The organism is Microcoleus sp. PH2017_12_PCY_D_A, from assembly GCF_020738565.1.
In the GTDB taxonomy this organism is placed as follows: Bacteria; Cyanobacteriota; Cyanobacteriia; order Cyanobacteriales; family Microcoleaceae; genus Microcoleus.
The window spans coordinates 1-23,549 of the sequence record NZ_JAEQCI010000049.1; the positions used below are offsets into that span (position 1 = coordinate 1).

The following is a 23,549-nucleotide window of genomic DNA, read 5'->3' on the forward strand; positions in this document are numbered from 1 at the left end:
CTGCAATCTCTGACTAATTTGACTTATCTGTATCTGTACAACAATCAAATATCAGACATCACACCCCTACAATCTCTGACTAATTTGACTTCTCTGTATGTAGACTTTACACCCCAACAGGAGGCTCTCATCGAAGCCTCGCGTCATTCGTGGGAATCTCTCGCCAACTCTACCGAACCCATAAATCGACCCAAAGCCGCAGCCGCAGTTAAAGATGCCTACCAGGCTCTGGATTTAGAAGCCCCAGAAATAACTTTTTGCAGCAGCCCCAACGGAGCATTCGCACAATTACAAATGCTGAAAGAGTCACTGAAGGAAACAGAGTTGAGCAAGCGACTTTACAAACAGGTAAAAGACGCGCTGCACCCCTTTTCCTTAACAGCATTGCCGGAGGAACTTTGGGATTTAATTATATGGGAGTCACAGCTAGAACAACAATTCAATGCAGACTTTTCAAACTATGAGAACTACTCAAAGTCGATAGTGACTCCGAAATACCTGTTTCAGGCTGTCGCTGTTGCTGAATTGTGTGTTTCTGCCTCGGGCATTATTCTCAAACCAGAGGGACAAAAAGCTTTTGAATGTCTGAACCAGCTTTTAGCAGAATGCGGCTGGATTTTTGCGTTTGAGAATGTCTGCTATCTGTGTTCGCGCCCTACCAAACTCTCCCTCGACAGCGAATACCGCCTCCACGCAGAAGGGGAACCTGCACTGGAATTTAGCGACGGTTACAAACTCTACTCTTACCACGGCGTAACATTGCCCGAAAAATACGGGCAAGTTCACCCCAATAACTGGCAAGCACAATGGCTTTTAGAAGAAGAAAACGCCGAACTCAGGCGAGTATTAATTCAGCGAATTGGTTATGCTAAAATTTGCCAAGAATTGCAAGCAACAGAATTAGATTGCTGGAAAGAATACGCGCTGCTCAGAATTGATGCTGATATTGACGGCTTCAATCCTGATGATTTCGAGGACGATGAGGATGCTCCGAAAAAAGAAGATATTTACTTGTTAAAAATGACCTGTCCGAGCACGGGACACATTCACGCGCTGCGAGTGCCTCCTGATGTAGAATCTGCTAAAGAGGCAATTCGTTGGGTAAATTGGGACATTGATTCAGAGGAGTTTTCCGTACAAACTTGAATAATACTAATTAAAAAAAGTCTTGCTACAATCATCAATCTGAGGCCAATTGTTAACAGTCGCCCCAGCCCCGCGCCGGACTTAGGTCTTGCCCAAAGCCGTGTCAACTTAACGTCAAAGATAGTGCCGGTCTTCTGTCTAGCTATTAAGCGTCGATCCCCCCTAGCCCCCCTTAAGAAGGGGGGGACAGGAGCATTGTCAAAGTCCCCCTTCTTAAGGGGGATTTAGGGGGCTCAGGCCTCGGTGGTAAACGAGAGATACAAGGGTTTTCAGATTTAAGTTGACACGGCTTTGGGCAATGCCGTTTCGCTACTCCATCATCTGTACTTAATGGCTATCTTGGTCACAACCATAATCCATAAAACTCTAATCAACATTGGCACTGTGCCAGTTAAAATGGTGGACTGCACAAACCATCAATTTAGCAAAAACTGTTAATAACATAAGAAAGAAGCCCACCTTCAGTCAAAGGTGGGCTCTATTCATGCCAGCTTACCGACAGCTAGGCAATCGGGTCTCTTAGCGGATTGACGTAAAAGTTGAGAAAAAGATCCGAATCTTCCGGAAAAATTTATCCCCAACAATTAAGCTTCAGTTTACCCGTTAGCGAAGCCCTCGAAGAGGATCGCACCCGCGACATCTCACCCGCAGCGGTGTTGTCGTGAAATTGGGGAAATGCTGGGGCTTTATTTTGCCAGCAATCCCCAATCTCAAAGGGTTTAAGCGTCGTGATCGTGAGCGAAGCGGCGGAAGAGGAAGTCTAGGGCGTAGTTCCGCAAATTGTAATATTCCGGATCTTCCATCATTTGTACCCGATCGCGCGGACGCGGAAAAGGAATCTCCAGAACTTCGCCAATCGTCGCTGACGGGCCGTTGGTCATCATCACGAGTCGATCGGCCAAAAACAGCGCTTCGTCAATATCGTGAGTAATCATCAACACTGTACAGCGGTGATCGTTCCAGATTTTCAGCAACTCTTCCTGCAATTCTTCCTTGGTAATTGCGTCGAGAGCACCGAAAGGTTCGTCCAAAATTAGCACCTTGGGACGAATTGCTAAGGCGCGGGCGATGGAAACCCGCTGTTTCATACCCCCGGAAATTTGCGGAGGTCTTTTCTCAGCAGCTTCTGTCAGTCCCACCATTGCCAAATGATCTTTGACGATCGCATTTTTTTCGGCTTTCGACTTCTCGGGAAATACAGCGTTAACGGCAATGTAAACATTTTCAAACACAGTCCGCCAAGGCAGTAAAGCGTAACCCTGAAATACTACCATGCGATCGGGGCCTGGCTTTTCGATCCGCTGCCCGTTAATCGACACAGTGCCATCGCTGGGATGGCTAAAACCGGACACCATATTTAACAGTGTGGATTTGCCGCAGCCCGAGTGTCCGATCAGAGTAATAAACTCTCCCTCAGATACGGTCAAGTTAACGTTTTCTAAGGCTCTGTAACCGTTTGGATATACTTTATAAACATTGTCCATCACCAAAAAAGGCTGGCGGCGATCGTTTGGTTGCTGGAGCTGGGTTTTGGTGTTCGTCTGGTTGACAGCAGTATTAATCATGGGTTTGGGAAGTTGTGAGTGGGTGATTAGCGATAGCAAACACGGTTTGTAGTGTGGACTTTAGTCCGCAACATATGGCGGACTAAAGTCCACACTACAAACTAATCTTATTGCGGTCGTTTGGCGCAATGACGATCGCCTTTTAAGCAACAGCTCTGCGGCCCGAATCCAGAATCACTTCAGCCATCGTGTAATCGCGTTTAATCGCTAGATTGTTGAGATAGCCGATCGGATCTTCAGCATTAAACACCGAGCCATCAAACAAACGGAGAGAACCCCGAGTGTAAGTAATATCAGACATTCCCAGCTCCCGCGCGGCGGTACTGAAGGGGCCTACTCGCACCACCCGTTCCAGAATTTCTACCCAGTTGCGGGGGAACACTGTATCGCCCCAGCGCGCCATCTGCACCATGTGCCACAACTGTTCGGTACGGCTGGGGCGGTTCACCCCGTCGCCGGCGAACAAGTGGTGGGCGTATTCCCGCATTGGAGTATCCAGATTGCAAGCAGTAGATTTGGGATCGCCAATTTGGATGTAACTCTTGTCAGTGGCGACGTACTCCCGTCCCGCCACAATTTCGGAAACTTCTTGAGCGTGGGCCGGATCGCTGCAATAGTGACAAGCTTCTAGCAAAGCTTTCACCAGAGCAATGTGAGTGTTGGGGTAAGCATTCGCCCAATCTTCCCGAACTCCCAGAATTTTTGCCGGGTGTCCGGGCCACAGTTCCAAATCCGTAGCCACGGTAAAGCCGACTCCTTCCATGGATGCGCGCAAGTTCCAAGGTTCGCCCACGCAGAAACCGTCAATCGTCCCGCCTTGCAAGTCCACAATCATCTGGGCTGGAGGGATGTTTTTTAGCAAAACATCGCGATCGGGGTCAATGCCGCCGGAAGCCAGCCAGTAGCGCAGCAGCAGGTTGTGCATCGATGAAGGGTGAACGATGCCCATGCGGTGAGTTTGGGCGGGGGTTCTGTGCAGCATTTCTTTGAAATCTGCCAGAGTGTAGATTCCTTGGTCGTAGAAGCGGCGGGCTAGGGTAATTCCGTTGCCGTTGCGGCTCATGGTAAGGGCTGTAACGGTTGGTATGGGCTTCTCTTGGTGGCCTCCCAAGCTCAACCACGCCGCCATCCCAGAGGGCATTTGGGCTGCGTCTAAGTATCCGGCGGCGATGCCGTCTACGATGCCGCGCCAGCTTGTTTCGCGCACGAGATGCACTTCATCCAGGCCGTGTTTGGCAAATAAGCCTTTTTCTTTGGCGATCGCCAGGGGAGCGCAGGCTGCTAGCGGGATAAAGCCGAGTTCGAGGTTGACTTTTTCTAGGCCGTGGCGGGCGATCGCGGGTACTTTCCGCGCCCGCAGTTTTTTGACTCGTTTCTGCTGGTTGAGGAAGTAAATCATTTCGCTGCGCAGGGCGTAGTAGCTGGGGTGGGAGACCACTTCCATGCGTACCCGGGGGCGGGGGATGTCTACTTCGAGGATGCCGCCAATTTTCGATTCTGGGCCGTTGGTGAGCATGACGATGCGATCGCTCAGCAGCACTGCTTCGTCTACGTCGTGCGTTACCATCAAGGCGCTAATTTCGTACTCTTGGCAGATTTCCATCAACTTTTCTTGCAAGTTGCCGCGAGTCAAAGCGTCTAGGGCGCCGAAGGGTTCGTCTAAGAGTAACAGTTTGGGACGCAGGGCTAGGGCGCGGGCGATCGCCACGCGCTGTTTTTGTCCGCCCGACAGCAGTGCAGGTTGCTTCTCCGCGTGGGGCGTCAACCCCACCATGTCGATGTGTTTTTGGATGATGTCGAGGCGTTCGGCTTTACCTAAGCCGCTCATTACTGAGTCTACGGCGAGGGTAATGTTTTCTCTGACTGTCCGCCAAGGTAGCAGCGAATAGTTTTGAAACACCACCATGCGATCGGGGCCGGGCTGAGTGATTCTTTGTCCGTCGATCGTCACCAATCCTGCTGTGGGCAGATCCAAACCTGCCACCATATTTAGTAGAGTAGATTTACCGCAGCCGGAGTGTCCGACTAAGGAGATAAATTCTCCTTTTTTAATTTCTAAGTCGATACCTTTGAGGGCTACGTATGTGCCGCCGTCTGATAAATTAAATGTTTTTCCTACTTGTTCTACCGCAATCAAAACTGACATGGTTTTCTTGCCTTTTTTGTATGTTTGTCCTTGATTTTTTGATTATTGACTGTTGACCGTTAGCTTTTGTATTGTGCCGATCGCCCAACTGCAATAATATTGGTTCGTAGTGAGGACTTCAGTCCTCTTAAAAAGCTGAGGACTGAAGTTCTGCTACTCGTTTAACTCCTTACCAGGCACAGCCTGGGAATTAGTTAACTCTTATAAACTCTCAACTGTTGTCAACGATCGACTTTTCTCAACCGTCAACTGTCAACCGTCAACCGTCAACTTTCAACTGTTAGTTATTTGCCTTGAGGTGGAGCAATTTTTTGCTGCAACCATGCCATCAGGCGATCGAGCATCAAACCAACAGCCCCAATGTAGAACACCGCTAATAGAATTTCACTGATGTAGTTTTGCTGGTAAGCATTCCAAATAAAGAAGCCAATACCCGTAATCCCCGACATCACGATTTCCGCTGCAATAATCGCCAGCCAAGCCAAACCGATCGCAATTCTCAATCCGGTGAAGATATAAGGAAGCGCCGATGGGAACAAGATATTGATGTAATATTCCTTCCGAGAAAGTTGCAGCACTTTCGCTACGTTGTTATAATCGTCAGGAATTTGACGGACACCTTCAGCCGTGTTGATCAAAATCGGCCAAACAGAGGTAATGAAAATCACGAACAAAGCAGCAGGTTCGTTTTGTTGCAGTGCAGCCAGGGCAATGGGTACCCAAGCCAGAGGCGCCACCATCCGCAAAAACTGGAAAATCGGGTCTAAAGCCTTGTTCAGGAAAGGATTCGTACCTACGACAACCCCCATGCTAATGCCCACAGCGGCCGCGAGAGTGTAGCCTTTTGCTACCCGTTCCAAACTAGCCAAAGTCTGCCAAAATAAGCCGACTCCGTAGGTTTTGGAGTTCATGAAAGGATACAGCAACAAAATCCGCGTCCGTTCTTCAGTCCAAACGCTAGTTGGCGGTGGCAATTTGATGATTCCTGTACCCGACAGGAATTGCCAAACGAACAGAAACCCTAAAAGTCCTAAAATTGGCGGCAATACATTTGACGAATTCTTTTTCCAAAACTCGCCAAGCGCTCCTTGGACATCGACTCCGCCTCTCCGATTTGTGCTGACAGCCATCTTGCTAATCTCCTGTGTTTCTGCTGTTTTTTTTCGATACTAAGTTATGGGAAGCTTTTACCCATCACGCTTTTTTAAATGCCAAACTCTTGATGTAATCTTCGGGCTTGTCCGGGTTGAATTCTTTGCCGTCAAAGAACTTCTCAACACCCCGAGATGTATTTTTAGGAATATCCGCATCAGCAACTCCGGCTAATTTAGCCGCTGCTTTCCACAAATCTTCGCGGTTGACTTTGCCAATAATTGCCTTAGAATCTGCCAAAGTTTTTGTGGGCAAGAAACCCCAGCGGACGCTTTCGGTTAAGAACCACAAATCGTGGCTCTTGTAGGGATAGGAAACGTTGCCGACTCCATCATTCCAGTACAGCGTACCCATTTTAAAGTCGTTGATTTCGGGCTTGCCGTCACCCATCGCATACTTGCCTTCATAGGGAGGAAGCAAAACATCCGGCCTTACGTCAAAGAAGTTTTTGCCAGAAACAATCGACACCAATTCGGCGCGATTTTCTGGTTTGTCGCACCACTGCTGCGCTTCAATTATTCCTGCTAGCAGGGCTTCGGTAGCTTTCGGGTGTTTGTCTACCCAGTCGCCGCGAATTGCTAGGTATTCTTCTGGATGTGCTTTCCAGATTTCGGCAGTTAGGGCGGACATGAAACCGATGTTTTCCTTGACAATCCGCAGGGGCCAGGGGTCGCCGGTACTGAAACCGTCCATACTGCCGGTTTTCATGTTGGCTACGGTTTGGGCAGCCGGTACTGTTAGCAGTTCGACATCTGCGTCGGGATTGATGCCGTTAGCTGCTAGCCAGTAGCGAATCCATAAATCTTGGTTGGCTTTGGGAAAAGTGTAGGCTGCTTTGAAGGGCGTACCTGCTTTCTTGAGTCCGAGGATGTAGTCTTGGGCGGATTTTTCTAGTTTGAGTCCGAGGCCTTTACCTTCGTGTTTGGCAGCGATCGCAATTCCATTTCCCTGAGTGTTTAGCTGTAACAGCACGTACATCGGGATGCCGGCTTTATTCTTGGTAATCAGGCCTTTGCTAATCAGGTAGGGCATGGGCATTTGCCACTGGCCGCCGTCAATGCCACCGCCTGCGGAGCCGATTTCTACGTTGTCTCGGGCGGAACCCCAGTTGGCTTGTTTGGCGACTTTGACATCTACCATGCCGTATTTGGCAAAGAAGCCTTTTTCTTGGGCAATAATTAATGGTGCTGATTCGACGATCGGGATATATCCCAATGTAATCTTCGTGCTTTCGATGCCTTCTACTCTTTTCTCGTTAGCAACCGCAACTGCTGATGTGGCAGCAGGAGCTCCTCCAGCCCCACCACCAGCACCACCACCGTCAGCAGTTCCACCGGGTTCGGGCGGATTTCCCAAACAACCTTTGAGCAGTACGGAACTGACGGCAGATGCACCTGCTGTCACGATAAATTTGCGCCGGGAAAAATTTTCTGAAAATTTGGTCATAGCCTAGCCTCGCTCCAATACATAATCTTCTGTAACGACATCACTGAAGTTTATCAAAGCGCTTTTTTGCTGTTCGCTAATTGGGCTTAGGGAACTCTTTTAAGCGCCGGCAAAGCAGGATGGAGCAGAAAAACTTATTGTTACTATAAGCTTTTATGAGATCCCTGCTGATTTGACTGTTTTGATTAACTCGATATTGCGATCGGCTCAGTTGCGGTGGCTCATTTTTTTGCGAGTACCACATTTTGCTGACCTTGATGATTAAGTTTACCGCACTCTGGCTGTAATTATAAAACAAATATTAAATTTAAATGATAAGTATATGTTGTAGGATGTTGCGTTTTGTTAAGTATTCCTGGGTGTTGCCCGATTGTTTCACCGATCGCCAATATTTTACAAAAAGCTGACACCTCAAGCTTGTGGGCAGTTACCAGCAGCCGATCTTCTCATTTTTGTCAAGGATTTTGCAAATCTCATACTTTTGGCATATTGACAAAAGTTTAACTATGTAATACGGCGGTTGACGAGCTGCCGATCGAGCGATCGCCCGTGGAGGCGGCGCGCTTATAGGAGAAAAAAATGAGAAAAAAATGAAAAAAAAATGAAGTTTTGAGTAGAAAGCTGAGAGACAGACTCCCAGAAATACACTCAAAACTTACAATTGTCAAGTATTCAATTGTCGGTAGCCGGACTCGATAACACCAACAATCAGCGATCGGAACAAGCAAGTTCGGCCTTACTCGCAAAGTGCGCGAGCTAACAGATGCAACGGATGTAACCGATGAGACAATATTTGAGCAAACAAACTCAACTAAGAGTGTAGTAGCAAAAATTTATTAAATTGGCATAAAGTCGATCGCATCCTGAATCAAAAAGCAACAAAGAGCCAACCATCCCTCCCCTTGAATCTACAATCTCAAAGATCCACAGCTTACACATTGAGCAGACCAAACAAACCCAACAATTATATTGCCTCCAGCTTCTTTCTAAACAGTATTACTGACAGCGTTGCAGATACATCCTAGCAACCATATCCCCAGGATTAGCTTGCAAACATTTCTCAAACAGTTGAAAGGCAGTCTCTTTATCCGAGGCATGATAGAAAACGATCGCCTGTTCAAAAGTGCTTTTCATGGCTAACTTACCCTCTCGCAATTCCGGTAAATCGGCATCGAAAACCTCATACACGGCTACCTGTTCCGACTTTCCCTTGACTCGAACGCGATCGATCAAACGAATGTGATAGCTTTCCGGATTTTTCAAGACCATAAATGTGTGATTGCTAATCAACAAAGGCACACCGTACTGTTTGGTTAATCCCTCCAAACGAGATGCTAAATTCACCGCATCCCCGATCGCAGTACCATCCATCCGAGATGCACCACCCACCGTTCCTAGTATTAATGTCCCAGTATTAATACCAATCCCAATTTTAATCGGCGGACGTTCCGGTATCGTGCGCGTAGTATTATAGTCCGCCAGTCTTTGTAACATCGAAATTCCACCCCTAACTGCCCGATCTGCATCCCCACTAAACAACGCCATAATTGCATCACCAATATATTTATCAATAAACCCATGATTTTCAATAATTGCTGGTTCCATCCGAGAGAGATAACCATTAATAAACTTAAAATTATCATCCGGCGTCATCCTTTCTGATAAACTTGTAAAATCTCGAATATCTGAAAACAACACCGAAATTTCTTGCTGAATATGTTCGCCTAATTGAATATCAAGAAAACTCTTTTTTTCCAATAACTGAAGAAACTGACGGGGCACAAACCGTAAAAAAGATTCATTTAGTGCTTGCAAATAACTTTCTTTTTCTTGAAGTTCCGCAATTAGTTTAGCTTGCTGGCGAGTCAGCGCTTCTAACTCTTGGTTCATTTCTAGAAGTTTAGCATTTTTTTCGGCAAGTTTCTTATCTTGAATGTAACTGTGAACTGCTTCTGCTACCGTTAGTCTTAAATCTTCATTATGCCAAGGTTTACCGATGTATCGATAGAGTTTAGCGTATTTGACCGCATTAGTAACCGCTTCAATAGTAGCTTGACCCGTCAGCATTACTTTCAGCGTTTTTGGCGAAAGTTCGTGAACGCGGCGCAAAAGTTCGTCTCCCTTCATATCCGGCATAATGTAATCGGAAATAATTAAGGGAATTTCATCACCCTCTTCAAGTAATTCTGCAAGCAATTCTAACGCATCCTCTCCCCCTTCAGCGATCTCGACTCGATACTCTTCTCCAAATGATTTTTTTAATTCCGCTTTCAAACTCGTCAAAATGGTAATTTCATCATCTACACAAACAATGACAGGTTTTTTTGCAACTTTTGTCATAGTTTTTCTAATCCAGACTTGACGATATCGAGCAACTCATTTGGCGACCAGGGTTTAAACAAACATTTATGTACATTAGCTTCTGCGTAAGCTCGCTCGATCGCTTCTTTATTTGCTTGTCCTGTCAATAAAATTTTGACAATCTTAGGAAATTTTTGATGAACGCTAATTAGAAATTCGTCGCCTTTCATTCCGGGCATCAACCAATCGGAAATAATCAATAAAATGCTGATGTTATCTTCATTTAACTCGTCAATAATATCTAGCGCTTCTTCAGCATCTTGGGCAACTTCATAAGCATAGGAACTGCCTAATGCTTTTCTCAATTGGGCTTTCAAACTTTCCAAAATGACAGTTTCATCATCAACACACAAAATAACGGGTTTAGACATGGTGGTTAAACAGTTGACAGTTTACAGTTGATAGTTTACAGTTGATAGTTGACAGTTGATAGGTGATAGTTGACAGTGCAGTTTTTATGACAGGTATTTCAACTTATCCGTAAAAACTTTGGACTATAGCGGTTCTCGGAAAGATGAGGTATTCACCAATTCATTTAAAATTACAAAATCCTGGTATTCTGCAATGCTCGAATCCCCCAATTCTCTAATCCTCCAATCCCCTAATCTAAAATATAAAATCTAAAATCCAAGTTGTACCTCATCTTTTTCAAAAAGGCTATATATCCAGACCCGGATGCGAGACATTATTTTTTGGTAATGCGTGATGGGTGATAGCAAAGGGTGATTATCACTCGTCATTACGAGTCAGTATCGGGTTGGAGATTCATACTTAAAGAAACAGTAAATGTTGTGTTTCCAGGAACAGAATCAAATTCTATTTTTCCTTGATGCTTTTCAACGATTTTTCGGACAATGTCTAATCCCAATCCACTTCCTTCTCCAGGAGGCTTCGTGGTAAAAAAAGGTTCAAAAATTCGATATTTAATCTCTTCCGCAATTCCTTTACCAGTATCCGTAATACTGATTTTAGCAAATCCTGCTTCCTGCGTAACATCGATCGCTAGCGCCCCTTTGTTATCCATTGCTTGAATGGCATTATGAATGAGATTTGTCCAGACTTGATTCAGTTCATCTGGATAGCAGTAAATTAATGGCAGTTCTGCGTAGTTTTGGACGACTTCAACTCCTTGTTTGAGGGAAGTTTTATAGAGCGTCAAAACACTGTCGATTCCTTGTATCAAATTTGCTTTAAATAGCTCATCTTTTGGGTCGTGATGAGTATAACTTTTTAAAGCAAATACCACCTTAGTAGCACGTTCTGCTGCGATTGCAATGGTATTGTTCCCTCGCTGCAATCCAGAAAGATTGTAAGCAAACTCAACCAATCTTTCGCGATCGGGATGAGTCAGGATCGGTAAAAATGGGTCGATGTCTTCATAGATTTTCATATCCGACAGTGTATCAGCTATGGTATCTGCATTAGAAACTCCAATCGCTTCTAGTTCGCGAGTTAAGGCTCGTTTGAGTTTGCGACTATCTTTGGCAGAAACTATCATCTTAGTATTAATAGAATACAATGCCATTGTGAGAATTAATTGAATTTCCTGAGAAGAAAGTAGATCCAGAATCCGGGGCAAATCTTCAAAAATTTCTTGCAAATAATTAGAGATATTATTGACGGAAGATTGAATAGCGCCTAAGGGTGTATTGACTTCATGAGCAATTCCTGCCATCAGTTGTCCGAGTGCTGCCATTTTCTCGGATTGAATCAGTTCTTGTTGGGTGACTTGCAGTCGATTTAATGTATTAGCTAAGTCCTGGTTTGTTTGAGCTAGTTCTTCATTTTTAGATTGCAAATTATTTTGAAGTCGCTGCAATGCTAAATGGGTTTCGACACGAGCTAAAACCTCTTCCACCTGAAATGGTTTGGTTACATAGTCTACACCCCCTACTCCAAAGGCTTTAACTTTATCAAGCACATCATTGAGCGCGCTGATAAAAATGACTGGAATATCCCGCGTTTTTGGATCGGATTTCAGCTTGTTGCAGACTTCATAGCCATCCATTTGTGGCATATTAATATCCAGCAAAATCAAATCAATTGGGGCAGTTTGAGTGGCAGATAAAGCTTGAAATCCGTCTTTTGCGGGTCTAACTTTATATCCATGTTCGGTTAAAAGTCCCACGAGTAGCTGTAAATTCGCTAGAGTATCATCGACAACTAAAATATTAGCAGGGCAGAATTCCTCAACCAAGTCACTCATGATTTTTGTCCATTTTCAACAAAATACAATTAACTTACAGATTCAATCGACGATGCAATTTTGCCATATTCAAATTCATTTGCTAATAACAAAAATGCATCTCCGATTGACGTATTTATAGCTTGCACTTCCTGAATGAGACGTTCTACTTCAGCAATATCCGAACTTTTCGCCGAACTAGCTAAGTTTGCCAGTAATTCTGGCGGTAAGGTAGCTAGAGCTTCCGGCGCCAGCACGTCTTTGATGTCTGTTTTCGATTTAGTTTGAGCTGATTTTGCGATCGGCTCTTCATAAATATAGCGCACTCCGATATGTTTGTTCATTGCTGCAAAAATCTCTTGCTCTCGGAACGGTTTCCGCATAAAATCATCGCATCCAGCCGATAAAACCACGGCTCTTTCCTCTTCAAAAACGCTAGCGGTTAGCGCAATAATCGCAGTGGCTTGTCCCTTCGTCGTTAATTTAATTTGTTGTGTGGCGGCGTAACCATCCATCACGGGCATTCGCATATCCATCCAGATGAGATGAGGTTCCCACTCATGCCAAATATCCACCGCTTCTCGACCATTAGTGGCTTCTTTCAATTCAAACCCAAATGGATTGAGCAATTGAACTAATAACTGACGGTTGAGAGGTTTATCATCGACAATCAATATGCGATAGCGAGGTTGATTCGGTTCGAGTGCAATGACGCGACGTTTGTTTTGTTGTGATTCGTCGTCAGCGGCATCGACAACCTGAGTTGTAATATCGAACTTGAAAATTGTGCCAACTCCTACTTTGCTACTGACAGTGACATCGCCACCCATAAGCTGCACAAACTGACGGCTAATTGCCAAACCTAAGCCTGTTCCTTCTTGAGCATTTTTCCCCGAAGAAGTTTGCATGAAGGCTTCAAAGAGTTTATCTAATTCTTCCGGTGCAATTCCCGCGCCTGTATCTTCAACCTCAAAATAAATTTGTTGTTGACTTCCCACTCCTTCTGGACAATTTTCTGCTGCTGCACCTGCATTCAGCAATCCACTATTCGTAGAAACTCGAACAGAAACGCCACCTTCTGTGGTAAATTTAATGGCATTATTGAGCAAATTAATCAAAATTTGACGGAGTTTTACTTGGTCGCTGCGAAGGTAGCGGGGAACATCGGGACTGCGCTCGAATAGCAACTGCAACCCAGCATCATCTGCTTTGAGGCGGAACATATCTTCTACATCGTCGAGCAAGGGATAGAGATCGAAGTTTTTCTCATTAAGTGTCGTGCGTCCGGCTTCAATCTTAGATAGGTCTAATACTTGGTTGATTAATGTTAGTAAATGTTCGCCGCTGCGGGTAATTATGCCAACATTATCGAGATGTTCTGATGGTAGCGATCGACTTCTGAGCATGATTTGAGCAAAGCCTAAAATGGCATTGAGAGGAGAGCGCAATTCGTGGCTCATATTGGCAAGGAATGAACTTTTGGCTTGGTTGGCAACTTCCGCTTTTTCTTTAGCAATTTCCAGTTTTTGGTTCGATGTAGCTAATTCTGCTGTTCGTGCTTCAACTTTTTGTTCTAAAGTTTCAAAAGAATCTTGCAACTGACTCGCCATACTATTAAAAGATTTTGCTAGTTCTCCCAATTCATCTGTGCGAGGGAGTTGTACGGTTTTATCCCATTCTCCTTTGGCAATTTCTTTTGCGGATATATTGAAGCTTAAAATAGGATTTGTTACCCAACGAGCGGTGAAGATACCCACAACAATCGCAGCACTTAATGCCCCAAAACATAATAAAGCTGTGGTGCGGTTATTGGCATTAATTTGTTCCATGAAGTCGGCTTCAGGAACGACGAGGACAATCAACCAATCAATTCCGCGCGCATCTTTGAGCGGTGTAACTTGGATAAATTGTTTCTGCGTTTCCAAGGTGGCAGTAAATTGTTGACTGGATTCAATCTTTTCTAAGCTTTTTGAGTTTTGAGCGAGGTACTGTGCTGCCGCACGAATTAAGGGAATACTACTTGCAGTTGCCACAAGTCGCTTTTCTACTTTGCCATCTTTCCCCCGTACAAATGGCTCTTCCTGGGTCGAAGATGCGACGATCGCTCCGGAGCGATCGACAATAAACGTTTGCCCGGAGCGACCGATTTTCAGCCCTTGGAGAAAGGTATTGATATGAGATAAAACAAAATCGGTGCCAACGACTCCCCGCAGGGTATTATCTTTTTGATAGATTGGTTGGGCGATGGTTACTTTCAATCTCGGTTCTTTAAAATCTAAATAAATATGGCTCCAAATAGCTTTACCTGCCTGTTGGGCATTTTTATACCAGGGTCTAATTCTAGGATCGTAATTCTTGCCAATTTCTAATAGTTTGTCTGGTTTTCCTTGACTGTCTGCGGAGAAGCTTTGAAACTTGTTTTGGGTTTCTTTACTTACATGACTAATTTGCCAAGTTTGATTGCCTTGAAATCCCAAACCAGTAAATTCACCTTGACTGCTGCCGAAATATAAGGCGGAAACTTTGACGCCCTCGAATAAAAATCGTTGGCTCCAAAATTGGCGAGTTAAACTTGCGGTGTCAGTTAATTTAATTTGGTCTAGATCGATCGCGGTGGCGTTGGTTTGAGTAATTACGCGCGGTGCTTCGAGATAATGAAGGAGTTGTTCTTCGATGCGATTGCTAATTTCCGATCGCAATTGAGTGGCAACATTATTCACAGCTTGCTGTCCGTTTTTGAAGGATAAATATCCTACTAAACCAACGGCAACAAAAAGTTGTGCTGCGAAGGGAACAATCAGAACTGTGCGTAGGGGTAAATTGCTAGATAGTTTGCCGAGGCTGGAAGAGAGATGTTTCGTCAGCATAAGTCAAAGGAGTAATACTGAGGTAGACAAGCGAAGGCTCTGAGCTTGACTTTGGTTTCGGTGTATGTATAGAACAAGAATTGTTTTTTGATAGGAATAATTTACCGCAGAGGGCGCAGAGGACGCAGAGGGGGTGCAGAGAGAGATGAATAATAGCTATGCTCAGGGAATTGATATTACGCGATCGCGCTTTTGATAATAAACCATAATTGGTTCGTAGTGAGGACTTTAGTCCTTCTATGGATGCGGACTAAAGTCCTCACTACGAACCTTTGTGAGGATTTTGTCAGAACTGATGGAGCTGAATGTAGAGACACCTCATGGAGTAGAGACAAGAAAATGCTTCCTGAAGTATAAATTTTACTATCTTTACAACTGCTTTGCAGTATATCAGGATTTTTTTTGTTTGGTTGGTATTTATAATTGATTTTGAGGATTTATTAATGCTTCGTTTTTAGCTTGACTTTAGTTTCCTTGTATGTATCTAACAAAAATTGTTTTTCGATCGGAATAATTTACCGCAGAGGACGCAGAGGGAGTGAAGAGAGAGATGAATAGTAGCTATGCTAAGGGAATTTATATTATGCGATCGCGCTTTTGATGATAAACTATAATTGGTTCGTAGTGAGGACTTTAGTCCTTTCATTTATGCGAACCATAATTGGTTCGTAGTGAGGACTTTAGTCCTTGGATTTATGCGGAGCATAATTGGTTCGTAGTGAGGACTTTAGTCCTTGGATTTATGCGGACTAAAGTCCTCACTACGAACCTTTCTGAGGACTTTAGTCCTTGGATTTATGCGGACTAAAGTCCTCACTACGAACCTTTCTGAGGATTTTAATTCTAGTTTTTGCGGACTAAAGTCCTCACTACGAACTTTTGTGAGGATTTTAATGCTAATTTTTGCGGACTAAAGTCCTCACTACGAACTTTTGTTAGTTGGGCGGATCGAAGCGGTTGACAGACAGCGCAACGCCAATCATCGGTAGCGCGACGCCGAAGCAAATCAGCCACTGATCTAGGTTCATCGGAGCTGTCTCGAAGATGCGGTTGATAAACGGAGAGTTAGCAAAGATAACCTGCAAAATTACAGCTACGACAATGCCGACACCGAGGGCGGGAGCTCCGCTAACTTTTTCCTGAGAACCGCTAAATTTAGCCATCAAAGAAGGCAACAATTGGCTGAGACTCAGCAGGTAAAAAATTCTGCCCATTACTAATGCTTGAATCGCCATTGTCCGGGCCAGCGGCAAAGTTCCCCAATCCGATTGGCGCACCCATTCAAACATTCCGAAAATTATTGTCCAATTGTACAGAGAAATAGCCAAGATCCGCTTGATCCGATTTTCGGTTAGGAAAGGTTCGTTGACTGGGCGCGGCTGCTGTTTCATCACTCCGGGTGACTTGGGCTCGAAGGCGAGGGGCACAGTCATGGTGATTGAGTTGAGCATATTCAACCAGAGGATTTGCAGGGACAAAATTGGTAATTCTCGCCCGAGGAGGGTGCTGAGCAAAATTGTCATTGATTCTCCGCCGTTGACTGGGAGAATGAAGCTGATCGATTTAAGCAGGTTTTTGTAGACCGATCGCCCTTCTTCTACCGCAGATTCGATCGACGCAAAGTTATCATCGGTCAAAATCATGTCGGCGGCTTCCTTAGAAACCTCTGTACCGCTACCCATCGCAATGCCGATATCCGCTTGTTTCAGGGCGGGGGCGTCGTTAACGCCGTCTCCTGTCATGGCTACAATTTCGCCTTTTTGCTGCAAAGCTTCTACGAGGCGCAGTTTTTGTTCTGGGGCGACGCGCGCAAAAACTGAGCCGGCTTCTACGGCTTCGGCTAGGGTGTTTTTGTCCATTTCGGCGAGTTGGGCGCCGCTGTAGGCTACAAGTTCTCTATTGTGTTTGGTTTTGCGGAATCCCATGCGGCGGGCGATCGCCTTGGCTGTTGCGATGTGATCGCCGGTAATCATTTTAACTTGGATGCCGGCGGTTTGGCAGGCTTGGACGGCGGCGATCGCAGAGGCGCGCGGCGGGTCGATCATGCCTTGGAGTCCTAGGAAAATTAGCCCTGATTCTACGTCTGAGTGAGCAACGGAGTCCTGTTCGCGGGGAACGATTTTTTTAGCAAAAGCTAGGACGCGCAAGCCTTGATCGGCCATTGCATCGACTTGGTGGTGAATTTGCTCGCGATCGACTGCTGCGGGATTTCCTTCAGTGTCGAGACTCGAACCGCAGCGAGTCAGAATTGATTCTACTGAACCTTTGACATACAAAATTTTGTCGCTTGTCGGAGTTCGATGCAGCGTCGCCATGTATTGAAACTGAGATTCAAAGGGAATTGAATCGAGGCGCGGCATGGATTTTTCCAAGACTTGTTGGCTGAGTTCTGCTTTTTTACCTGCTGCAATTAAAGCCCCTTCTGTCGGATCGCCGACAACAATCCAATCATTATCTTTGAATTCGAGGTGAGAGTCGTTGCAAATCATTCCGGCTTGCAAACATTCTTGCAAAGTTGGAGATTGACTGACACTAATTGGCAGTTGGTTGAGTTGAATGTTGCCTTCTGGGCTGTATCCCGTACCTGTAACTGAGTAGGATTTGCCGCCAGAATAGATTTCTTGGACAGTCATCTGATTTTCCGTCAAAGTTCCGGTTTTGTCGGAACAGATGACTGTGGCGCCGCCTAGGGTTTCTACGGCGGGGAGTTTGCGGACGATCGCGTGTTTGGCCGCCATTCGGGAAACACCGACGGCGAGGGTGACGGTGATGACGGCGGGAAGTCCTTCGGGAATGGCGCCGACGATGAGGGCGACTGCTGGTTCGACTGCTTCTTTAAAGGCTGAAACTCCGGCTGGGACTGGTCGTCCTAAACGGACTGCAAAGGTCAAGGTTGCCATTCCCAGCACGAATAGCAGCCAGTTTTGACTGAATTGGTTAAATTTGCGGGTGAGGGGTGTTGTAAGGTCAATGTGGCGATCGAGCAATTGGGAGATTTTGCCGGTTTCGGTGTTGTTGGCGATCGCAATTACGATACCGCTACCTTGCCCGAAGGTAACAAAACTCCCGGCGTAAGCCATATTATCGCGTTCTGCGAGCGGCGTTTCTTGTGGCAAAACCAAGTCTCCAGATTGTCCTAATTCTTTTTCAACAGCAACGGATTCTCCGGTGAGTCCTGATTCATCTATTTGCAAGTCGCGCACTTTAACTAAGCGCAAATCGGCGGGTACTTTGTCGCCGGAAGTCAGGGTTACTAAGTCGCCGACAACGAGTTCTTTTGAGGTAATTTTTAATTTTTTGCCGCCCCGAATGACTGTGGCTTCTGTGGTGACAGCTTGGGCTAGGGCTTCAATTTTTTTCTCAGCCCCCGCTTCTTGGATGAAACTAATAGTAGCGTTGGTGGTGGTTACGCCCCAAATGACGCTGGCGTTGAGCCATTCTCCGATTACTGCTTTGATTAAACCTGCACTCAGCAAGATGATGAGCAAAGGTTGGTTAAATTGCAGGATAAATTTTAACCAGGCTGGTTTCCCTGCTTTGACTGTAAGTTCGTTTGGCCCGAATTTTTGTTGGCGAGTAGCTACTTCTGCTGGATCGAGGCCGTTTTCCAGGTTGGTTTCTAATTTAGTTGCAACCTTGGATCTTTCTAAGTAGTGCCAATATTGCTCTGCTACGTCTACATCGTTGGCGGCTTTTGCTGGCATGATTTTTCCCTTAATTTGTGCTGTCGGGCGAGCTTTTATCGATCCTTAATCGGCGCGCTCAATACAATTCCTCGCTGGTTGGAGTGCGAATATATTGAGCGACAAGAGGGTTGATTAATTGTTTGAATGGGTTGTCACTTCCATCTATCTTACAACAGATGTGTCTGTCTTTGCCAATAGGTTTGGGAAATTCTTTGCGGTGCTAAATCTTTTTTGAGAGTTTTCCGAACAGGTAAAAAAAGTTACTCAACTTCTTGACATTTGGCAAATCTTAGGTTGTATAGAATCCTGAACCCTTGAGCATAAACGGTTGGATTTCCGTACTCTGTAAATTGTCAACTATCCACTGCTATATATCTTTGTTGTCTTGTTTATTTTGCAGTTTCCTGCTGTGAGATTTTCCAACTCTGCGATTCCTCCACGGGCGATCGCGCGCGCGTGTTAAAACCTAGGTTAAGCAACAAAATTGTGAGCTCATGGAAATATTGTTGACGCTGGTGCTGGGTTCGGCGCTGTTTGTCTGGGGAATGCGCTTCGGAAAGGCGTTAGTGCGATCGGGAGTGACGGCTAACGATCTGTTTAAGGGCCGAAACTCGATCGCCCTGCTGTTTTTGGGTTTTTACCTTGGCTTGCTGCTGCTGGCGTTAAATCTGCCTCAAATGCCTGTTTTGCCGATCGACTGGCGCGTGCACGGGATGCGAGTAACTTGGACTCTGCTGCGGGTGATGCTGATGGGAGTCTGCGGGATTGGGTTTACTGTAAGTTGGCTGACGGCGCGATCGCAAGTAATCGCAGTAATTTTAATTGGCTTGTTGGGCTTGGGAGGATTTACAAGCGCTGAAGCTTATTTTCTAGCGCCAATTTACGCTGATTTAATCGATAACTTGCGGCCAAACGGTGTATTTCGGCAAACATCTGACAGCAGTTGCGCGCCGGCCGCCTTAGCAACAGTTTTGAAGCGTTGGGGAATGGATGCGACGGAATCGAGCGTAGCGCGTTTGGCGGGCACGAGTCGCTTGGGAACTTCGATGCCGCAGTTAATTGTAGCAGCAAGAGCGTTGGGTGTGAACGCAATAGAATTAAGGCCGACTTGGGAGCAAATGCAGCAAATCAATCGCCCCGGAGTGCTGTCAATTTCGCTGGCTACTGGGGCTATCAAACGGCCGCACGCGGTGGCTTTGCTGGCGATAAATGACAGTGTAGCTATTATTGGCGATCCGGCGCCGGGGAAGATATTTTATTTAGACAGAGCAACTTTAGCTCGGTTTTGGCTGAAGGAATACGTGCCGATTTTTCGATCGACTGATATTTTATTAAGTGACAAGCAAGCTATTGATTATTTGACTAAGTTAGGATATAATTCTGGGAATCTAAGAACAGACATCGAGCGCTTTCAAACAGATAATAAAATGAAAGTCAGCGGAAAATTAGACAGGATGACTGAATTAATGTTGAGCGGTGCTTTTTTGGAGGGCGTGCCGAGATTGGATGGTAAATAGTTAGCTGTAGGGTGCGGATCCCTCGACAATCTCTTGCATAAAAATCGACTTTTCGACTAGCGACGCACCTCAACCATTGCGCGTTGAATAAACAAAGCAAAATATCGCTTGAGATTCGGCAATATTCACAGCCTTCTGAAGCTCTTTGAGTAACTAATTTAGCGATCGCTCGATTTGTTAATCCCTTGCCTTGTTTATGGATATCGTCCTTGATTAATCAAAACTTGACGTTCAAGTATGCGATTAGAAGCGTTGAGTTTGAGTAATCTTCCAGTAGCTCTACCAATCTGAGTGATGCCTTCAATTCTAGCATCATTAAGAACAAAGTGTTCTTCCCAGACCTGGCGGCGTGGATTAAACAAAGGAACAATTTCGTCATTAACTGGGTCTATTGTAGCTAAATCAGAACCTTTATAGCGGTTACAAGATAAACAAGAAAGATCTAAATTATCAGCACGAGTTTGACTCTCATGTTTTAAGGCAATAATATGGTCTACTTCATGGCTGTATATTGAAACATCTTGATGAATTAAGCAATATTCACAGCATTTTGAAGCTCTTTGAGTAACTAATCTGCGGAGTTCGGCAGAAATTGAAGTAGAAGTCATTTATTGAATAGCTGAATAGGCTCTTGCTTTAAGTAAAATCATTAGATGTTCTAGCTGTTCGTAAACGTCTAATTCTGCTATTTCCATTGGAGTGAGTGTTGCTTCGCGGTTTTTGTCGAGCAAATTTTGCAGTCGTGTCTGAGCATTTTGTGAAACCTTAAAACTCACAATGTCTTGGGGAGTTGGAGTTTTTATCAAAAAGTCGAGAACTTCTCGATAAACTGCGGGAATATCGGCAGTATTAGTTTTGATTTCGGGTTCGGTAGTTGTTGGCTTTTTAGTGACTTCTAGAAGTTGCCAAAGCAGTTCGGGCAAGCGATTTTGCAGGGGTTCTAGACGTTGAGCCAGTTCGTCGGGAATTTGAAGGGTGATTGTTGCCATTGTTTTTAGTGACTGACGCTCTAATTGGATCCTAGCACAAAAGAAGTACGATCGCCCTTATTTTAAAACTGGAAAGTAAGCGCGTGCGTAGCTATCCCGAGGGTGAATCGCCCTTCCCGATCGCGGTTATTTTACTTTACTAAGCAAGTGCGATCGAACGATCGATATTGCAGCATTCTCAATCAGCGAGCGAGAAACCGGGTTTCTGACGAAAAATATTGGATGGGATGCAAAGTTTTTGCCAGAAACCCGGTTTCTGACCCCCAATAAGCGAGCGAGAAACCGGGTTTCTGACGAAAAATATGGGATGGGATGCAAAGTATGAGCCAGAAACCCGGTTTCTGACCCGCAGCGCAAGAAGTGCGATCGAACCCTAATTAACTATATTGTCGTCAATGTCTAGATTTTGTATTGATAGTTTTGCAGGTAGCGGTACAGTTATTTGCAGAAAAACATCAATTGTTATTTGATTATTATCACAAATTATATTAGTTACATTAACTTTACTATTTTCAGATAAACCCTCTTGAATAGGGAATTTAGCAGGTGACTTAGTTTTATATCCAGCATCCTCAAGCCATTCAGCAATATTTCTCCAGTTACCTATCTTTTCATTACATTTGCCGATCAGACCTTTAACATACTTATAGATACTGGCGCAGAGGTCACTTTCAACGCCTTTAGCATCCTTCCCCAGCTTTTCGGCCATTTCACCGGGACTGTAGCCACAAAGTAACCCCCGCAAGTGTAGCTTCTCAACGGGGGTAAGTCGTTTTCCCTTAGCCGAGGCCAAGTCTGTGTAGAGGGTTTCCAAGTCCCACTGGTGGGCGGCTTGGGTGAACTGCTGGTTTGTGGGTGCCATAGATTGAGGGGTAGAAAATTCCTGATGGAATCCTAACATAATTCCTGACGTGAGTTGTAAAAATATAACGTATGGGTAGCTTACTATAAGTGAATGCTGAAAGGCAAAGGGTGCTGTTTGCGAGTCAAAAGGTTTATGAGATTGCTTTTTGGCTGTCACTGACTAAAGTTAGCGATCGGGCAGGAGACACAGGCTGAAACCTGATGTACTTCGGGCTTTGGTTGTAGTCTCTGGGGCGGTAACGAAATTTTTTAATTTATTTTCTGGGTTTTGCATAATTTTGTGGATGTGGCCCTGATAGATAAGTAGGAGGGTGCAATGCGCCTTCTGGGGATTGAGCTCTTTGTGAGTGCGATCGGGCAAAGCTTTGCTATGCAAAACTTTTGTTTAGTATTTGGTGGCTGTAGGTAGTAAACAAAATAGGGAGGAAACAGTGTATGTGGTGGAGCGATTGGTATGAATGTAGTTTTGACAGTAATGGGGAGATAGATACTAGACAAGTAGAGAACGCACCAAACGACCCAGGCTTATATGCGATCGCAACCAAAACCAGCCGTGGCTCTTACACCGTTGAATACATTGGAATGTCTAAAAAAAGTATGCGGAAAAGGTTGCAAGCCCACTTTTCTGGAAAAGAAACAAGAGGAAATCGCGTCATCAGAGAATTATTGAACAGCAAGAAGGATGGCCGAAGTGTAGGCTTTTCGATGTTAAATGCACTTTACTTTTGTTATGTAGAAGTCCCAAAGGATGAGGTTAAAGAGTTGGAATCTCGTTTTATACGGTCTATGACACCGATTGCCAACTTACAGGAAAACTCAAGTATGCCAAAACTTCCAATAGATTTGGAAGATGCCAATGTTGAAGTTGAGCTAGATGATGATTAGTAGCTAGTTGGATTTTTATTACTCGATAACTCTGACTATACATCTGGTCAACTAATTACAGAGCTGACATTCAAATAGAATAAACTAAATGATTGATCGTCTTAAAAACTATGACATTGCCATCTTACTAGATCGTTCTGGGTCGATGGTTATTGAGGATTGTGCTAATGGTAAGTCCCGATGGGAATATGCCCGTGAAAATGTTGAAGCAGTAGCAGCCCGTGCCAACAAGATCGACTCCGATGGGATTACAGTCGTAGTATTTGGAAGTAAGGTCACAGTATACGAAAACACAACACCTAACCAGATCCAACAAATCTATGATGAGGTAGAGCCTATGGGAAACACTGCTACTGATGCGGCATTAGAAGCGGTATTAACACCTGAATGGTTTCAAGGGCGCAAGAGCGGAACTCGCAAGCCCATGATTATTATTGTTTTTACGGATGGAAAGCCAAACGATCGAGATGCTCTGGAAAAAGTAATCGTCAATGCAGCCAACAGCATTGAGCGCGATGAAGATTTGGGCATATCCTTTGTTCAAGTTGGATATGACAAGGGCGCTTCTGAATTTCTTGCGTATCTGGATGACAATCTAACTGCTAAAACCAAGTTTGATGTAGTCGATACTAAATCTATGGAAGAATTAGAAGAAATTGGTGTAATTGGGTTGCTTAATGCCGCTTTGGATGATTAGGTAAGTCAGTGCATGGTTGGTTTGTCGCTCGATTAGACTATTT

Annotated in this window: 17 protein-coding genes; 5 read left to right on the top strand and 12 right to left on the bottom strand. The window is 44.9% G+C overall.

Going from position 1 to position 23,549, the window contains the following annotated elements; translation table 11 throughout:
• The coding region (locus JGK39_RS15745) for a DUF6745 domain-containing protein (RefSeq protein WP_293246709.1) at window positions 1-1,146 on the top strand (1,146 nt) is incomplete at its 5' end.
• Window positions 1,147-1,865: 719 nt separating this feature from the next.
• Here JGK39_RS15745 and JGK39_RS15750 read toward each other — a convergent pair.
• The 9 genes from JGK39_RS15750 to JGK39_RS15790 form a co-directional block, all read right to left on the bottom strand.
• Window positions 1,866-2,711: a nitrate ABC transporter ATP-binding protein gene (locus tag JGK39_RS15750; RefSeq protein ID WP_293246706.1), complete on the bottom strand. Its 846-nt coding sequence runs from the start codon at window positions 2,709-2,711 to the stop codon at window positions 1,866-1,868.
• A 142-nt stretch (window positions 2,712-2,853) separates the two neighbouring features.
• Complete coding sequence (locus JGK39_RS15755; protein WP_293246703.1) at window positions 2,854-4,857, bottom strand: nitrate ABC transporter ATP-binding protein; 2,004 nt, start codon at window positions 4,855-4,857, stop codon at window positions 2,854-2,856.
• A gap of 284 nt (window positions 4,858-5,141) precedes the next feature.
• Window positions 5,142-5,987 (bottom strand): nitrate ABC transporter permease, encoded by an 846-nt coding sequence (gene ntrB / locus JGK39_RS15760; RefSeq protein ID WP_293246700.1) that lies wholly within the window; start codon window positions 5,985-5,987, stop codon window positions 5,142-5,144.
• A gap of 64 nt (window positions 5,988-6,051) precedes the next feature.
• Window positions 6,052-7,455, bottom strand: a complete 1,404-nt coding sequence (locus JGK39_RS15765) for a CmpA/NrtA family ABC transporter substrate-binding protein (protein WP_293246697.1) — start codon at window positions 7,453-7,455, stop codon at window positions 6,052-6,054.
• A 996-nt stretch (window positions 7,456-8,451) separates the two neighbouring features.
• A complete protein-coding gene (locus tag JGK39_RS15770) occupies window positions 8,452-9,795 on the bottom strand; it encodes an adenylate/guanylate cyclase domain-containing protein (protein WP_293246694.1) in 1,344 nt (447 codons plus the stop codon).
• Window positions 9,792-10,187, bottom strand: a complete 396-nt coding sequence (locus tag JGK39_RS15775; protein WP_293246692.1) for a response regulator — start codon at window positions 10,185-10,187, stop codon at window positions 9,792-9,794. The genes JGK39_RS15770 and JGK39_RS15775 overlap by 4 nt, the downstream gene beginning before the upstream one ends.
• 368 nt (window positions 10,188-10,555) lie before the next feature.
• Window positions 10,556-12,022, bottom strand: coding sequence for a response regulator (locus tag JGK39_RS15780; protein ID WP_293246689.1), 1,467 nt, complete (start codon window positions 12,020-12,022; stop codon window positions 10,556-10,558).
• A gap of 29 nt (window positions 12,023-12,051) precedes the next feature.
• On the bottom strand, window positions 12,052-14,868 hold the full coding sequence (locus JGK39_RS15785; RefSeq protein ID WP_293246686.1) for an ATP-binding protein: 2,817 nt from the start codon (window positions 14,866-14,868) through the stop codon (window positions 12,052-12,054).
• 935 nt (window positions 14,869-15,803) lie between these two features.
• The gene (locus tag JGK39_RS15790) at window positions 15,804-18,572 is read right to left on the bottom strand and encodes an HAD-IC family P-type ATPase (RefSeq protein ID WP_293246683.1); all 2,769 of its coding nucleotides are present in this window, start codon (window positions 18,570-18,572) and stop codon (window positions 15,804-15,806) included.
• 476 nt (window positions 18,573-19,048) lie between these two features.
• Here JGK39_RS15790 and JGK39_RS15795 point away from each other — a divergent pair, with 476 nt between their 5' ends.
• Window positions 19,049-20,071, top strand: coding sequence for a cysteine peptidase family C39 domain-containing protein (locus JGK39_RS15795; RefSeq protein ID WP_293296776.1), 1,023 nt, complete (start codon window positions 19,049-19,051; stop codon window positions 20,069-20,071).
• A 194-nt stretch (window positions 20,072-20,265) separates the two neighbouring features.
• Here the strand turns inward: JGK39_RS15795 and JGK39_RS15800 are convergent, their stop codons facing one another.
• The gene (locus JGK39_RS15800) at window positions 20,266-20,679 is read right to left on the bottom strand and encodes an HNH endonuclease (RefSeq protein WP_293296777.1); all 414 of its coding nucleotides are present in this window, start codon (window positions 20,677-20,679) and stop codon (window positions 20,266-20,268) included.
• On the bottom strand, window positions 20,680-21,060 hold the full coding sequence (locus JGK39_RS15805; RefSeq protein WP_293296778.1) for a hypothetical protein: 381 nt from the start codon (window positions 21,058-21,060) through the stop codon (window positions 20,680-20,682). It lies immediately after the preceding gene.
• 102 nt (window positions 21,061-21,162) lie between these two features.
• Here JGK39_RS15805 and JGK39_RS15810 point away from each other — a divergent pair, with 102 nt between their 5' ends.
• Window positions 21,163-21,330 carry a hypothetical protein gene (locus JGK39_RS15810; RefSeq protein ID WP_293296779.1) on the top strand — a complete coding sequence of 56 codons (168 nt, stop codon included), beginning with the start codon at window positions 21,163-21,165 and terminating at the stop codon, window positions 21,328-21,330.
• A 103-nt stretch (window positions 21,331-21,433) separates the two neighbouring features.
• On the opposite strand, the gene JGK39_RS15815 is transcribed toward JGK39_RS15810, so the two are convergent.
• Window positions 21,434-22,081 carry a helix-turn-helix domain-containing protein gene (locus JGK39_RS15815; RefSeq protein ID WP_293296780.1) on the bottom strand — a complete coding sequence of 216 codons (648 nt, stop codon included), beginning with the start codon at window positions 22,079-22,081 and terminating at the stop codon, window positions 21,434-21,436.
• Window positions 22,082-22,359: 278 nt separating this feature from the next.
• Here JGK39_RS15815 and JGK39_RS15820 point away from each other — a divergent pair, with 278 nt between their 5' ends.
• Complete coding sequence (locus tag JGK39_RS15820; RefSeq protein WP_293296782.1) at window positions 22,360-22,809, top strand: GIY-YIG nuclease family protein; 450 nt, start codon at window positions 22,360-22,362, stop codon at window positions 22,807-22,809.
• 88 nt (window positions 22,810-22,897) lie between these two features.
• Window positions 22,898-23,506 (top strand): VWA domain-containing protein, encoded by a 609-nt coding sequence (locus JGK39_RS15825; RefSeq protein WP_293296784.1) that lies wholly within the window; start codon window positions 22,898-22,900, stop codon window positions 23,504-23,506.
• The last annotated feature ends 43 nt before the right edge of the window (window positions 23,507-23,549 follow it).